Origin of the sequence: Corynebacterium humireducens NBRC 106098 = DSM 45392 (assembly GCF_000819445.1) — a bacterium.
In the GTDB taxonomy this organism is placed as follows: domain Bacteria; phylum Actinomycetota; class Actinomycetes; order Mycobacteriales; family Mycobacteriaceae; genus Corynebacterium; species Corynebacterium humireducens.
The window spans coordinates 505643-520144 of sequence record NZ_CP005286.1 but is presented as its reverse complement, the minus strand read 5'-3'; the positions used below and the strand labels follow the sequence as shown (position 1 = coordinate 520144).

Below are 14502 nucleotides of genomic sequence, written 5' to 3'. Positions count from 1 at the left end.
GGCGCCCGTCAGTAGGGCTGCAACCCCCAGTAGGGGAACACCGCCCGGGAGGTCGCCCGCAGCGCGGCGGCCGGCCGCTCGCTGAGCACCATCCCCGGGCGGTAGTCACGCAGCCGCTCCTCCGCGCCCGGGTCCCCCAGCGTCGGCGACGTCAGCAGACCGCCGGCGCGGGGCATGCGCACGGTGGCGTCGATGCTCACGTCCGCGACCGCCGCGAGGAGCAGCACCCAGGCGCGGGCGACGGAGTCGACGTGGTAGCCGCCCCCGCCCAGCGCCACCCAGCGGCCCTGCGCGTAGCGGCGCGCCCAGGCCCCGACCGTCCGGTACACCAGTCCCATGACGTCGACGCTGAGCTCCAGGTCGGTGAGGGGGTCCGCGCGGTGGGCGTCGGTGCCGTGCTGGCTGACGATGATCTCCGGGGAGAAGGCCTGCAGCAGCGGCGGGACGATGCCGTGGACCGCCCGCAGCCACTCCCGATCCCCCGTCCGCCGGTCCAGGGCGATGTTGACCGCCGTCCCCAGCGCCCCCGGTCCCCCGATGTCCCCGGCGTGCCCGGTGCCGGGGAAGAGGTAGAGGCCCGACTCGTGGATCGAGATGGTGAGCACGCGGGGGTCATCCCAGTAGAGCTTCTCGACGCCGTCCCCGTGGTGCGCGTCCAGGTCGAGGTACACGACCCGCTGCGCCCCCAGCTCCAGGAGCCGGTCGATGGCGACCGCCGCGTCGTTGAACATGCAGAACCCGCTCATCCGGTCGCGCGCCGCGTGGTGCAGCCCGCCCGCCAGGTTCACGGCCCGCGACGTCCGGCCCTCCCACACCGCCTCCGCCGCCGCGACCGAGGCCGCCACGATCCGGGACGCCACCGGCGGCAGGTCGGGGGCGAGGGGCTGGTCCGGGGTGCCGATGCCGTGCTCCGGGTGCGCCCGCCCGGAACGCAACGCCGCCAGGTAGCCCGGGGTGTGCACCCGCAGGAGGAGGTCATCCCGGGCCGGGGGTGGTTCGATGACGTCGAAGAGGTCGGTGAGCCCGAGGAAACGGGCCAGCTGCACCGCCAGGCTTACCCGGTGGGGGCTCATCGGGTGGCCGGCCCCGAAGTGGTAGCGGGTGAGCTCCCCGGTGTGGAGGAGCAGCGGCGTCACAGGGACCTCGCGAGGGGGTCACGCTCCGGGCCTAGGGGGAGCACACGGGCCCGCGCCCCGGTGACCCGCGCCCCGTCCGGCCCGGCGAGGACGGGGCTGAGCTCCACCTCGACGACGCTGACCAGCTCGTCCTTGAGCCGTCCCAGCCGCATGAGCAGGTCCTCCAGGGCGGCCAGGTCGGCCGGGTCAGCGGACTCCGCGCCGTCGTGTCCCGTGAGCAGCGCGGCGGTGCCCAGACCGGTGAGCATGTCCCGGGCGTCCCGGCGGCGCAGGGGTGGGACGCGCCAGGAGCGGTCGTCGAGAAGCTCAGGGACCGGACCGGCGAGCCCCACGGACATGATGGGGCCGAGCACCGGATCCTCCACCGCGCGCATGGTGACGGCGGTGCCGGCGGTGTCTGCCGTGTCTGCAGTGTCAATGCCGTAGGCGGCGAGCAGCCGCCCGCACTCGGAGTCACTCAGCCACCCGCCGCCCGGGTGCGCGGCGAGCAGCCCGCGGAGCAGCCCGGTGGCGTCCTCCTCCGGGGACGGGGCCAGTTCATCGGCGGGGTCGGGGCGGGCCGCGGCGCGCTTCTCCTCGTTGTCGGCGATGAGCGCCAGGGCTTCCAGGGCGTCGGCGTAGGAGGTGAACACCGGCAGGTCGGCGCCGACGGGCGGCGGGCCGAAGCCGACGAAGACGCCGACGAGGGGGCGTCGGCACGCGGCGGCGAGCTCCTCCAGTCCCCGGTGCACGGGTCCGGAGACGGGGTGGCTGATCTCCACGGCCGCGGTGAGCACGATGTCGACGTGCGGGTCGGCCAGCGCTTGCCGGGCGGCGCGGATGAGCCCCTCGACCGGGTCCCCGGAGACCGTCACCGCACTGGGGTGGAGGCCGAAACGGTGGGCGGCCTGCCGCATCTGCGCGGTGAGCCCCGCGGAGTTGGAGATGACCCGCACGCGGCGGCCCGGGGGCACCGGCTGCCGGTCGAGGATCCCGGCGACGTCGAACATGGTGTCCCGGCGCGCGGTGACGATGGCCCCGGCGTGGCGGATGACCTCGTCGAGTGCGCCCGGGGGCACGGCCACCAGGCCCACGGCCGTGTGGTGGCGCGCCGAGAGCAGCGCCCGGCTGGGGGTGAAGATGACCACCGGCTTCTCCAGCGCCAGGCGGCGCAGCACACGGAAGAACTTCCGCGGGTTGCCGATGGCGTCGAGGGTGAGCAGGCAGATGTCGGTGTCCGGGTCGTCCGACCAGTACTGCATGAGGTCGTTGGCGGTGACGTCGGCGAACGCCCCGGACGCGACGAAGGAGGAGAGCCCGCAGCCGCGTTCCAGGGCCCGGGACAGGGTGAGGGTGGCCACTCCCGCCGACTGGGTGAACAGCCCGACCCTGCCCGCCGGCACGGCGGGGGCCGGGGTGGCGTTGAGGGGCAGAGCCGTGTTGATGAGCCCCAGGGAGGCCGGCCCGCAGGCGCGGATCCCGTGGGCCCGCGCCCGGGAGACGAGCGCCGCCGCGGCGGCGGTGCTCAGGTTGGGGTTGTCGCCGTCGGCCAGCACGACGATGCCGCGGGCCCCGTGGCGGGCGGCCCCCGCGATGACGTCCGGCAGGTCCGGCCCGTACCCGGCGATGACGAGGTCGACCGGGTCCCGCAGGTGCGTGTCCACCCGCCCCGGGTAGCCGCTGGCGCGGATCGCCGCGGTCAGGGGCGCCATGCGCTCACTGTCGCCGAGCACCGCGATCGCCGCGGGGGTGAGCAGTGCGCTTATCGACGCCGCCTCCGCCCGGTGCTCCCTCTGGTGCATGACGGTGCGGGACCGCTCGGTGGGGTCGATGGCGAAGTCGACGGTGATCACCCCGTCCTCCAGGGCGGGGCGCACGTCGTACCCGGCGCGGAGGAAGACCTGCCGCATCGACTGATTCGAGGTGATCATCTCGGCGGAGAAGCGGGTGACACCCGATTCCCGCCCGACCTGGGCGAGGTGCTCCAGCAGGATGTTCGCGGCCCCTCTGCCCTGGGTGTCGTCGCTGACCAGGAAGGACACGTCCGCCACGCGCTCCGGTGCCGCGTCCGGCACGAGCGCGTAGTGGGCGGTGGCCACGATCCGCCCCTGCCGGGTGAGCACGAGGGTCACCCGGTCCCGGCCGTCCACGTCCACCCAGTCGCTCAGATCCTGCTCCGTGAGCTCCGGGTGGGGGCCGAAGAACCGGAGGTACCGGGACTCCTCCGACACGTGGGAGTAGAACTCGACGAACAGGGGGCGGTCCGTCGGCAGGACGGGACGGAGTACCGCGACGGTTCCGTCCGCGAGGATGACGTCGGCCTCCCGACCGGGCGGTGTGGGGGTCATGGGCGCACACCCTAGCGCGGCGGCATGCGCAGGGCACCGTCGAGACGCACGACCTCGCCGTTGAGGTAGTGGTTGTCCAGGAAGGTGCCCACGAGGGCGGCGAACTCCCCGGGGCGGGCCAGCCGCGCCGGGAAGGGCACGCGGGCCTCCAGCTCCTGCCGGAACTCGGGCGTGATCTGCGCCATCATCGGGGTCTCCACCACGCCGGGGGCGATGGCGTTGACCCGGATGCCGGAGCGCGCCAGGTCACGGGCCGCCGTGAGCGTCAGCGCGTTGACCCCGCCCTTGGAGGCGGCGTAGGCGGCCTGCCCGATCTGCCCCTCGAACGCGGCCACCGAGGACGTGAGGACGATGACGCCGCGCTCCCCGTCCTCAGTGACCGGCTCCTGCGCGGCCATCGCCTCCGCCGCCAGGGTGAGGATGTTGAACGTGCCGTTGAGGTTGACGGAGATGGCCCGGGCGAAGCCCTCGAGGTCATGGTGCCCGCCCCGGTGCAGGATGCGCTCGGAGTAGAGGATCCCCGCGCAGGCCACCACCACCCGCAGCGGGGCGATGGCGCAGGCCGCCTCCACGCCCGCCCGGACCTGAGCGGGGTCGGTGACGTCGGCCGCGAGATAGGTGACCGGCTCCAGGGCGGTGCCCTCCGCGCGGGCCCGGTCGATGCTGGATTCCAGGTCGAGGGCGACGACGTGGTGGCCGGTGTCGACCAGCCGGCGGACCGTCGCGGCGCCGAGTCCGGAGGCACCGCCGGTGACGATGGCGGTGGCTGGGGCAGTGGTGGTGTTGGTGGGGTACTGGGTGTTCACGGGTGATTCTCTCCTCTGGGGGCGGGGTGTCTAGACGAAGGCGGACTGGCCGGTGACGGCACGACCGACGATGAGCGCGTTCATGTCGTAGGTCCCCTCATAGGTGTAGATGGCCTCGGCGTCGGCGAAGAGGCGGGCCATCCCGTAGTCGGAGACGATGCCGTTGCCGCCCAGCACCTCCCGTCCCAGCGCCGCCGACTCCCGGGACAGGCGCGTGCCCGTCCCCTTGACCAGCGCCGCGTGCGGCATGTCGAAGCCGCCCGTCTCCTGCAGGTGGGCGATCCGCGTCATCATCGACAACGTGGCGGAGGTGTTGCCCAGGATCCGGGACAGCTTCTCCTGGATCAGCTGGAAGCGGGCGATGCTGCGGCCGAACTGCTGACGGTTGACGGCGTAGTCACGGGCCACGTCGAAGATCGCCAGCTGCAGGCCGGCGGCCTGCCACCCCACCCAGGCGCGGGAGTTGCGCAGGAAGATGTTGGTGTCCGCGAAGGAGCGCGCGCCAGGGATGTGGTTCCCGGCCGGGATCTCCACGTTCTCGAACACGAGGTCGGCGTTCTGCATGATGCGCAGGCCTGTCTTGTTGCTGATCTTGCGTCGGTGCACCCCGGGCCGGTCGAGCTCCACGATGAAGCCCTTCACCTGCTGGTCGGCGGTGTCGCGGGCGAAGAGGACGGCGAAGTCCGCGAACGTCCCCAGGCCGATCCACCGCTTCTCGCCGTTGATCAGCCATCCGTCCGCCGTGCGGGTCGCGGAGGTGACGAGCCCGCCGGCGACGTCCGAGCCGTGCTCGGGTTCGGTGAGGGCGAAGCAGCCCGTGCGGGCGAAGGTGCGCAGGCCCGGCAGCCACTCCTCCCGCTGGGCGGGGGATCCGAGCTGGTCGATGAGGTCGACCACCAGCTCGTTGTGCACGCCCACGAGGGTGGACAGGGAGACGTCGGCGCGGGTGACCTCGGCGTAGATGAGCCCGCGGAGCAGACGCGACCCGCCGGTGATCTCGAGCTCCCCGAGGCCGATCTCCCCGAGACGGGTGAGAAGATCGAAGGGGAACTCCTCATGGTCCCAGTACTTCCCCACCGCCGGCCGGATCTCCTCCTGGAGGACGGTGCGGACCTGTTCCAGGCGGGCCCGCTCCTCGGGAGCGAGCATGTCCGCGATGCCGAGGATGTCGGCGTCGGGGAAGGGGATCAGGGTGGGGTCGACGGGCTTTCTGGTCTGGAGACGAGTGGCGGTCTGCATGTCCGCTCCTTCGGGTTCAGAGGGCTGTCAGTACGGTCTGAACGATGACTGTATCGTCTGATCCCGATAATTTCACGCGCAACCGAGAATCTGGAGATGAAACATGTCCACCCCCGACTCCCCCACGCCCCCCGGAAAGCCCTCCGCGGCACCCCTCACCGACCGGCAGCGACGCGTCTTCGACGCCCTCCTCGACCAGTTCCTCACCCGGGGATTCGCCGACTTCACCATCGACCGGGCCTCCCGCGACCTGCGGTGCTCCAAGACGACGCTGTACGCGCTCGGCCCCACGCGGGACGCCATCGTCTCCCGCGTCCTGGTGAGCTTCTTCCGCCAGATCGCGGTGCGTACCGACGCCGCCCTCGCCGGCCACCGCAGCTCGGCGGCGGCGCTGGAGTCCTACTTCGACGCCATCGTCACCGCACTCGAACCCGCCTCACCTGCGTTTATCGCGGACCTGCACCGCGACCCCGTCGGCCAGCAGGTGTACCGCCGCAACACCGAGCTGGCCACCGAGCGGATCATCCGCGCCATCGAGGCGGGGGTGGAGTCGGGGGAGTTCCGCCGGCACTCCGCCCGCTTCACCGCCACCGTCATCGAGTCCGCGATGGACCTGATCCGCAGCGGCGAGTTCAACACCATCCTCCCTGCCCAGGACGCCTACCGGGAGCTCGGCCAGCTCATCCTCCACGGGGTGGTCGCACACCGCACCCCCTCCGCCTGAGGCCCCGGAAGGGCCCCTCCCGTTCCATAAAAGGGGTGACGATAGTTTGAACTCAAACTATGGTGGGCTGCGACCTGCATCACACCCGCACTCCCGGAGGGAAACACATGACCCTGTCCACCACCACCGTCACCGAGCAGTTCCGCGCCGCCCGCGACCACCTCGTCCGGTTGCAGCACGACTACGACGCCGCCCGCGACTCCTTCCACTGGCCCCGCTTCGAGTACTTCAACTTCGCCACCGACTGGTTCGACCACCTCGCCACCGACGCCGACTCCCGCGACCGGGAGGCACTCGTCATCTCCGAGATCGACGGCTCCGACACCCGCCGCACCTTCGCCCAGATGACGGAGCGCTCGACCCAGCTGGCCGCCTGGATGCACTCGATCGGCATCCGCCGGGGTGACCGGGTGATGCTCATGCTCAACAACCAGGTGGAACTGTGGGAGGCCATGCTGGCCTGCATCCGTTCCGGGGTCGTCCTCAACCCGGCGACGACCATGCTCGGCTCCGCCGACCTGGAGGACCGGGTCCACAGGGCGGGCGTCTCCTGGGTCATCGCCAACGCCGCCGACGCCTCCAAGTTCGGGGAGGTGCCCGGGGATCTGGGGATCATCCAGGTCGGCGGCGACTCCCCCGCCCAGTCCCGGCACCGCACGCACTACTTCGCGGACTCCTTCGCCGCCCCCTCCGAGTTCTCCCTGACGGAGCCGACGGCGGCGGACGAGCTGCTGCTCCTCTACTTCACGTCCGGAACCACGTCACGCGCCAAGCTGGTCCAGCACACGCACACGTCCTACCCCGTCGGGCACCTCACCACGATGTACTGGATCGGCCTCACCCCCGGGGACGTCCACCTCAACGTGGCCGCCCCCGGCTGGGCGAAGCACGCCTGGTCCAACTTCTTCGCCCCGTGGATCGCCGGCGCCACCGTCTTCGTCTACAACTACGCGCGTTTCGACGCCCGCGCGCTCATGGAGAAGATGGAGCAGGAGAAGGTCACCAGCTTCTGTGCCCCGCCGACGGTGTGGCGCATGCTCGTGCAGGCGGACCTCGCGTCCATGGCGAATCCGCCGCGCAAGGTGGTCGCCGCCGGCGAGCCGCTGAACCCCGAGCTCATCGCCCAGGTGGAGCGCGGCTGGGGAACGACGGTGCGGGACGGATTCGGCCAGACGGAGACCACCCTGCAGGTCGCGAACTCCCCCGGGCAGAAGGTCAAGGCAGGTTCCATGGGTCGCCCGCTCCCGGGCATGGACGTCGTGCTCAAGGACCCGGCGACCGACGAGATCGGCGACCACGGGGAGATCTGCCTGCGGCTGGATTCGCCCCCGGTCGGGCTGACCCCGGGCTACCTGGAGGAGCCGGCGAAGAACGCGGAGATCTTCCGCGACGGTTTCTACCACACGGGCGACATCGCCGAGCGCGACGCCGAGGGCTACCTCACCTACATCGGGCGCGGCGACGACGTGTTCAAGGCCAGCGACTACCGCCTCTCCCCCTTCGAGCTCGAGTCGGTGGTCATCGAGCATCCGCTGGTCGCCGAGGTGGCGGTGGTTCCCTCCCCCGACCCGATCCGCCTGGCGGTGCCGAAGGCCTACGTCAGCCTCGTCGACGGGGCGGAGCCCTCCGCGGAGGTGGCCGAGTCGATCCTGCGGCACTGCCGTGACGGACTGGCCCCGTACAAGCGGATCCGGCGCCTGGAGTTCCACGACCTGCCGAAGACGGTCTCCGGCAAGATCCGCCGCGTGGAGCTGCGTAAGCGGGAGGACCAGATGCACGCCACCGACGGCGGCGCCACCACCGTGCCCACCGAGTACGCGGACTCGGATTTCCCGGCACTCCGCGACTGACACGCCCAGGACGGGGCGGGCAGTGGACTAAAGTCACGGAGGATCATGAACACCTCCTCCGTCCCCCACGACCCGCTCTCCGCCGCCCGCCGTCACTGGGATCACCGCGGCTGGTCCGAGGCGACCCCCGGGATGGCGGCCCTCACCTCCGTCGTGCGCACCGGCCACGTGCTGCGGGCCCGCGTGGATGCGGCCCTGGAGCCCTTCGCCCTGACGTTCGCCCGCTACGAGGTGCTCGCGCTGCTCATGTTCTCCTCGGCGCGGGCACTGCCCATGTCGAAGGTGAGCTCCCGTCTCCAGGTGCAGCCGGCCTCGATGACGCACACGGTGCGTCGCCTGGAGAAGGACGGCCTGCTGACCCGTCTGCCCAACCCCCGCGACGGCCGCGGGACACTGATCGGCATCACCGACGAGGGCATCGCCCTGGTCAACGCCGCCACCCCCCAACTCAACAGGGTCTTCCTCGACCTCGGCCTGGACACGGAGCAGGCGGAGCTGCTCATCTCGTTGTGCGGCACCGTGCTCGACCACCAGCCGCGGGAGGGTTGAGGCCCCCTACCCTCCCCGAGGAGCCCCATGCCACTGTCCTCCCTCCACGTCCTCTCCGTCGCCGTCAACCTGCCGGGCCCCGTCGCCACGCGGGCCCTGCAGGAGGCCGGGGCGCAGGTCACCACGATCCTGCCGCCCGGCGGCGACCCGATGAACAGCTACTCCCCCACCCTTTTCGACGCGCTGCACGAGGGGCAGGAGCTGCTGACCCTCGACCTGCGTTCCGACGCCGGCCGCGCCCGCGCCCACGAGCTGCTCGCCCGGGCGGATGTGCTCATCACCTCCTCCCGTCCGCAGGCCCTGGTCCGCATGGGGATGGACTTCCGCACCACCAGCGCCCTCAACCCGCGCCTGTGCCAGGTGGACATCGTCGGATTCCCCGGCGCGGACGCCGACCGCCCGGGGCATGACCTCACGTACCAGGCGGATCAGGGACTGGTGGACCGGCAGCTGCCGCGCACCCTCGTCTCCGACATGGCGGGTGGCCAGCAGGCCGCCTTCGAGGCGCTGTCGGGCGTGATGCTCGTCGAGGCCACCGGCCGTCCCGTCCACCGCCGGGTGGCGCTCTCCGAGGCGGCGGCGTTCATGGCGCTGCCCCTCACCCACGGGCTGACGGGACCGGGGCAGCTGCTCGGCGGCGGGGACCCCTGCTACGACGTCTACGACACCAGCGACGGTTCGGTGGCGCTGGCCGCCCTGGAGCCCCACTTCCGGGAGCGGGTGGAGAAGGTCACCGGGACCACGGAACGGGAGGGGCTCCGCGGGCACTTCCGGGCCCACCCCACCGCGTACTGGGTGGAGTGGGCCGCGGAGCACGACATCCCGCTCAGCGCCTGTCAGCGGTGACGGAACTCCGGGTCGCGCTTGTCCGCGAAAGCGGACATGCCCTCCTTCTGGTCCGCGGAGGCGAAGGCGGCGTGGAAGATGCGGCGTTCGAAGAGGACGCCCTGTGACAGCGTCATCTCGTCGGCGGCGTTGACGGCCTCCTTGATCATCGTCGTGGCCACCTTGGAGCGGGCGGCGATGGTGGTGGCGAGGTCGAGGGCGGCGTCGGCAAGCTCCGCGGCGGGCACCACCCGGGCGACGAGTCCGGCGGTCTCCGCCTCGTGGGCGTCCATCATGCGGCCGGTGAGGCACATCTCCATGGCCTTGGACTTGCCGATCGCGCGGGTGAGCCGCTGCGAGCCGCCCATACCCGGGGGGACGCCGAGGTTGACCTCGGGCTGACCGAACCGGGCGGTGTCGGCGGCGATGATGATGTCGCACATCATGGCCACCTCGCAGCCCCCGCCGAGAGCGTAGCCGGCGACCGCGGCGATGAGCGGGGTGCGGGCCCGGGTGAGTCCCTCCCAGCCCGCGAACCAGTTGCTCGTGTACATCTCGGTGGCGGACTTGTCCACCATCTCCTTGATGTCGGCGCCCGCCGCGAAGGCCTTCTCGTTGCCGGTGATGATGATGCAGCCGACGTCGGGGTTGTCGTCGTGGCGGGTGACCGCGTCGACGATCTCCTCCATCGTGGCGTGGTTGAGGGCGTTGAGGGCCCGGGGGCGGTTGAGGGTGATCACCAGGACGCGGCCGGTGAGCTCGGTGAGGATGTTCTCGTAGTTCTGCATGGTCTTCTCCTGCTGTCGGGGGTCATTCCTGGAACACGTGGGCCACGGCGGCGTCGGAGACCTCCGCCAGGGTGGCCGGCTGCCAGCGGGGGTTACGGTCCTTGTCGATGATCTGGGCCCGCACCCCCTCCACGAAGTCGGGCTGGCGCGGCAGCGTCTCGGCGACCCGCAGCTCCTGCCCGAGGGCCTCCGGCAGGGTGTAGAGGTTCTCGCGGATCCGGCGCTGGGCCTCGAAGGCGACCCGGACGGCGAGCGGGCTGGCCCGCCGGATCCGCACGGCCGCGTCGCGCGCCCAGTCGGCGTCGGTGGCGTCCAGCCGCCGGAGGATCTCCTCCACGTCGGGCGCGTCGTAGACCTGCCCGACCTGCTCCCGCTCGGCAAGACCCGTGGGCGGGGTGGTGGCGTAGGCGGCGATGGTGGACGCGTCGCCGGTGCGGCACAGGTCCTCGCAGAGCTGGTCGAGGTACTCCTTCTCGACGTACCAGTCGGCCAGCCCCGCCTCCAGCGCGGCGCCCGCCCCGACGTGCATGCCGGTGAGGGCGAGGTGCGTCCCCAGGTGGTCGGGGGCCTGGGCCAGGAGCCAGGAGCCCCCGACGTCCGGGACGAAGCCGATGGCCACCTCCGGCATCCCGATCCGCGTGTCCCCGGTGACGATGCGGTGCGAGCCGTGCGCGGACACTCCCACGCCACCGCCGAGGACGATGCCGTCCATGAAGGCGACGTAGGGCTTGGGGTACTCGGCGATGAGCCGGTTGAGGGCGTACTCCTCCCGGAAGAAGGCGTCGTTGACGGCGGGGTTGTCGCGGGCGTGGCGGTAGAGGGCGGCGATGTCACCGCCGGCGCACAGCCCGCGGTCGCCGGCGCCCCGGATGATGACGAGGTCCACCTCCGGATCGTCGCGCCACTGCTCCAGCGCCCGGGTGAGGGTCGTCACCATCTCCGCGGTGAGGGCGTTCATCGCCTGGGGGCGGTTGAGCGTGAGCACGCCCGCGCGTCCCCGCCTCCTGACGAGGACCTCCCCGTCATGCATGTCATTCTTCATCGGAACCTCCGTTTAGTACAGTTATCGTTCGTATCGTATCGTTTTGTGTCGCGGACGGGTATGTTGAGACGCATGTCCGCCCCTACCGCTCCCCCGGATACCTCCACCCGGGACCGTGTCCTGGAGATCTCCCGCGAACTGTTCAGCTCCTACTCCTTCGCCGAGGTCTCCCTCGCCGCCATCGCGCGGGAGGCCGGGGTGAGCACGACGCTCATCATCAAGCTGTTCCAGAGCAAGGAACGCCTCTTCGAGGAGACCGTCGACTTCTCATCCTCCGCCCGGGCCCTGTTCGCCGGCCCCTTCGAGGACCTGGGGTGGACCGCCGTCGGGGAGACGCTGTCCGCTCCCTTCACGGCGCACTACTCCATGATCCGGACCCTGTCGGTGACCGGCGGCTCGGTCGACTCCCTGAGCGCCATCGGGCGGCGGATCTCCGGGGACATCCTCGAGGTGCTCACCCGGCGCATCGCCACGGAGGCGCCCCACCCGTACCCGGCACCCGAACTCCGGGCCCAGTCCGCGGTCGCACTGCTCACCGGGTTGTCATTCATGCGGCGGGTCGGGGACACGGAGTTCACGTCCTTCGACCGGGAGGAGCTGCACCACCACTACGCGCGACTGGTGCAGGACATCCTCACCGGCTCTGCGACTCCAGCAGCTCGATGACCGCCGAGAAGTCCCGTCGGCCGTGACCCGCCGCGGCGGACTCCCGGAACAGCGCCGCCGCGAGATCGCCCAGCGGCGTCGGCGTCCCGGTGTCGGTGGCACTGACCTGCGCCAGGTGGAGATCCTTGATGATCAGGTCCGTGCCGAACCCGCCCGCGAAATCCCGGGAGGACGCGGCGGACTCCACCACCCCGGGCACCGGGCAGTTGGTGGTCAGCGCCCAGCTGGCGCCGGTCGAACCGGCCATCACGTCGTGGAGGGTCCGCGGATCAAGCCCGAGGCGGCGTCCCAGGATCATCGCCTCCGCGATGACGACCTGGTGGACCCCGAGCACCATGTTGTTGCACAGCTTCGCGGCCTCCCCGGCGCCCACCTCCCCGCAGTGGGTGGTGACGCGGCCCATGACGTCGAGAAGCGGCGCCGCCTCCGCGACATCCTCCGCGCTGCCGCCGACCATGAAGGCCAGGGTGCCGGCCTGCGCGCCGACGGTGCCGCCGGAGACCGGGGCGTCGATGAAGCGGTACCCGGCCGCCCGCACCACGGCGGCGTTGTCGCGGCACTCGGCGACGGAGACGGTGGAGGAGTCGATGAACAGCAGGGGCTTCCCGACGCCGCCCTCCAGCACCTCCTCGATGACCTTCCGCACGAGCGCCCCGGTGGGGAGCATGGTGATGACGACGTCCGCCCCGCGGGCGGCCTCCGCGGCGGTGGGGACCACCTCGACGCCCTGCTCGCGGGCGGCGGCCTGCGCCTGCTCGACGACGTCGACGCCCCGGACGGTGTACCCGGCGCGGACGAGGTTGGCTGCCATGGGGCCGCCCATGTTGCCCAGTCCGATGAAAGCGATGTTCTTCACTGTCTGCTCCTTAATATCTTCCCTGTGGCGTCCGGTCAGTCCATGAGCGGCATGGCGAAGTCCGCGCCGCTGCGGGCCGGTCGGGGCCACCGGCTGGTGACCGTCTTGGTGCGGGTGTAGAACCGGAACGCGTCCGGTCCGTGCTGGTTGAGGTCGCCGAAACCGCTGGCCTTCCAGCCGCCGAAGGTGTGGTACGCGATGGGCACGGGGATGGGCACGTTGACGCCGATCATCCCGACCTGGACCCGCTGGGCGAACTCGCGGGCCGCCTCGCCGCTGCTGGCGAAGATGCTCACGCCGTTGCCGTACTCGTGCTCGTTCGGCAGGGCGAGCGCCTCCTCGAAGTCGCGGGCCCGGACGATGACGAGGACCGGGCCGAAGATCTCGTCGGTGTAGACGGACATGTCGGGGGTGACGTGGTCGAGGAGCGTCGGGCCGATGAAGTAGCCCCCGGCGAGGGACTCCCCCTCGAACTCGGCGTCGGTGGCGGCCTGCGTGCGGCCGTCGACGAGCAGTTCCGCGCCGGCCGCCTCCCCCTGGCCGATGTAGTCACGCACCCGGTCGAGCGCGGACTGCGCCACGAGCGGACCGTAGGAGGCCTCCGGGTCGAGGCTGTGCCCCACCTTGAGCGACCCCATGCGCTCCACCAGGGCGTCGCGCAGCCGGTCGGCGGTCTCCTCGCCGACGGGCACGGCCACGGAGATGGCCATGCAGCGTTCGCCGGCCGACCCGTAGGCCGCCCCGATGAGGGCGTCGGCCACCTGGTCCAGGTCGGCGTCCGGCAGGATGAGCATGTGGTTCTTCGCCCCGCCGAAGCACTGGGCGCGCTTGCCGGTGGCGGCGCAGCGCTCGTAGATGTACTGCGCGATCGGGGTCGAGCCGACGAAGCCGACCGCCTGGATGACGTCGCTGTCCAGCAGCGCGTCGACGGCGGTCTTGTCGCCGTGGACCACGTTGAACACCCCGGGCGGACCGCCGGCCTCGACGAAGAGCTCCGCCAGGCGGACCGGCACGGAGGGGTCGCGTTCGGAGGGCTTGAGCACGAAGGCGTTGCCCGCGGCCAGGGCCGGGCCCGCCTTCCAGAGGGGGATCATCGCCGGGAAGTTGAACGGGGTGATGCCGGCGACCACCCCCAGCGGCTGACGCATCGAGTAGGTGTCCACCCCGGTGCCGACCGAGTCGGAGTACTCCCCCTTGAGGTGGTGCGGGGCGCCGAAGGAGAACTCGATGACCTCGAGGCCGCGCTGGATGTCGCCGCGGGCGTCGTCGAGGGTCTTGCCGTGCTCGAGGGAGAGCAGCCGGGCGAGGTCGTCCATGTCCCGGTTGATCAGGCGCACCCACTCCACCAGCACGCGGACGCGCTTCTGCGGGTTCATCCGGGCCCAGCCCGGCTGCGCCTGCGCCGCGTTCGCGATGACCTCGTCGACCTCCTCGGCGGTGGCCAGGTCGACCTGCGCCTGCACCGCGCCCGTCGACGGATTCATGACGTCGGCGGTGCGGCCGGAGGTGCCGGGGCGGACGGCCCCGTCGATGAAGTGGTGGATTGCGCGGACCATGGGATCTCCTCAGGGGAACGGATGTTGTGGTGCACATCACGCTATCCACGGTCGGCAGGCGTCACCAGAGGTGAACGGCGTTCACCCCAGGCGCGGGGCGTCGACAAGCGGACAGCGCCGGCCCCCGCAGGGACCGGC

13 protein-coding genes are annotated in these 14502 nt (G+C 71.5%); 5 read left to right on the top strand and 8 right to left on the bottom strand.

Going from position 1 to position 14502, the window contains the following annotated elements; all coding sequences use genetic code 11:
* Positions 1-8: 8 nt before the first annotated feature.
* The 4 genes from B842_RS02610 to B842_RS02595 are packed head-to-tail and all read right to left on the bottom strand — an operon-like array spanning position 9 to position 5508.
* Entirely contained in the window at positions 9-1136 is a 1128-nt protein-coding gene (locus B842_RS02610; protein ID WP_040085035.1) for an acetoin utilization protein AcuC, read from the bottom strand.
* Positions 1133-3463: a GNAT family N-acetyltransferase gene (locus B842_RS02605; RefSeq protein WP_040085033.1), complete on the bottom strand. Its 2331-nt coding sequence runs from the start codon at positions 3461-3463 to the stop codon at positions 1133-1135. Before B842_RS02605 ends, B842_RS02610 begins: the two co-directional genes overlap by 4 nt.
* A gap of 11 nt (positions 3464-3474) precedes the next feature.
* Positions 3475-4269: an SDR family NAD(P)-dependent oxidoreductase gene (locus B842_RS02600; protein WP_052437693.1), complete on the bottom strand. Its 795-nt coding sequence runs from the start codon at positions 4267-4269 to the stop codon at positions 3475-3477.
* 30 nt (positions 4270-4299) lie between these two features.
* Entirely contained in the window at positions 4300-5508 is a 1209-nt protein-coding gene (locus B842_RS02595; protein ID WP_040085031.1) for an acyl-CoA dehydrogenase family protein, read from the bottom strand.
* Between the two features lie 103 nt (positions 5509-5611).
* Here B842_RS02595 and B842_RS02590 point away from each other — a divergent pair, with 103 nt between their 5' ends.
* From B842_RS02590 to B842_RS02575, 4 genes are all read left to right on the top strand, one after another.
* On the top strand, positions 5612-6232 hold the full coding sequence (locus B842_RS02590) for a TetR/AcrR family transcriptional regulator (protein ID WP_040085030.1): 621 nt from the start codon (positions 5612-5614) through the stop codon (positions 6230-6232).
* A 107-nt stretch (positions 6233-6339) separates the two neighbouring features.
* A complete protein-coding gene (locus B842_RS02585; protein ID WP_040085029.1) occupies positions 6340-8082 on the top strand; it encodes an AMP-binding protein in 1743 nt (580 codons plus the stop codon).
* Between the two features lie 45 nt (positions 8083-8127).
* Positions 8128-8631 carry a MarR family winged helix-turn-helix transcriptional regulator gene (locus B842_RS02580; protein WP_040085028.1) on the top strand — a complete coding sequence of 168 codons (504 nt, stop codon included), beginning with the start codon at positions 8128-8130 and terminating at the stop codon, positions 8629-8631.
* 27 nt (positions 8632-8658) lie between these two features.
* Positions 8659-9477: a CoA transferase gene (locus B842_RS02575; RefSeq protein WP_040085027.1), complete on the top strand. Its 819-nt coding sequence runs from the start codon at positions 8659-8661 to the stop codon at positions 9475-9477.
* On the opposite strand, the gene B842_RS02570 is transcribed toward B842_RS02575, so the two are convergent.
* Together B842_RS02570 and B842_RS02565 are read right to left on the bottom strand one after the other, a co-directional pair.
* Positions 9468-10244, bottom strand: a complete 777-nt coding sequence (locus B842_RS02570) for an enoyl-CoA hydratase (RefSeq protein ID WP_040085025.1) — start codon at positions 10242-10244, stop codon at positions 9468-9470. The genes B842_RS02575 and B842_RS02570 overlap by 10 nt on opposite strands.
* Positions 10245-10266: 22 nt before the next feature.
* Positions 10267-11286, bottom strand: a complete 1020-nt coding sequence (locus B842_RS02565) for a 3-hydroxyisobutyryl-CoA hydrolase (protein WP_040085024.1) — start codon at positions 11284-11286, stop codon at positions 10267-10269.
* A 72-nt stretch (positions 11287-11358) separates the two neighbouring features.
* Here B842_RS02565 and B842_RS02560 point away from each other — a divergent pair, with 72 nt between their 5' ends.
* Entirely contained in the window at positions 11359-11952 is a 594-nt protein-coding gene (locus B842_RS02560; RefSeq protein WP_040085023.1) for a TetR/AcrR family transcriptional regulator, read from the top strand.
* Here the strand turns inward: B842_RS02560 and mmsB are convergent.
* Both mmsB and B842_RS02550 read right to left on the bottom strand, forming a co-directional pair.
* Positions 11921-12898 carry a 3-hydroxyisobutyrate dehydrogenase gene (gene mmsB / locus B842_RS02555; protein WP_346190134.1) on the bottom strand — a complete coding sequence of 326 codons (978 nt, stop codon included), beginning with the start codon at positions 12896-12898 and terminating at the stop codon, positions 11921-11923. The genes B842_RS02560 and mmsB overlap by 32 nt on opposite strands.
* A complete protein-coding gene (locus tag B842_RS02550) occupies positions 12844-14364 on the bottom strand; it encodes a CoA-acylating methylmalonate-semialdehyde dehydrogenase (protein WP_040085022.1) in 1521 nt (506 codons plus the stop codon). The genes mmsB and B842_RS02550 overlap by 55 nt, the downstream gene beginning before the upstream one ends.
* Positions 14365-14502 lie beyond the last annotated feature (138 nt).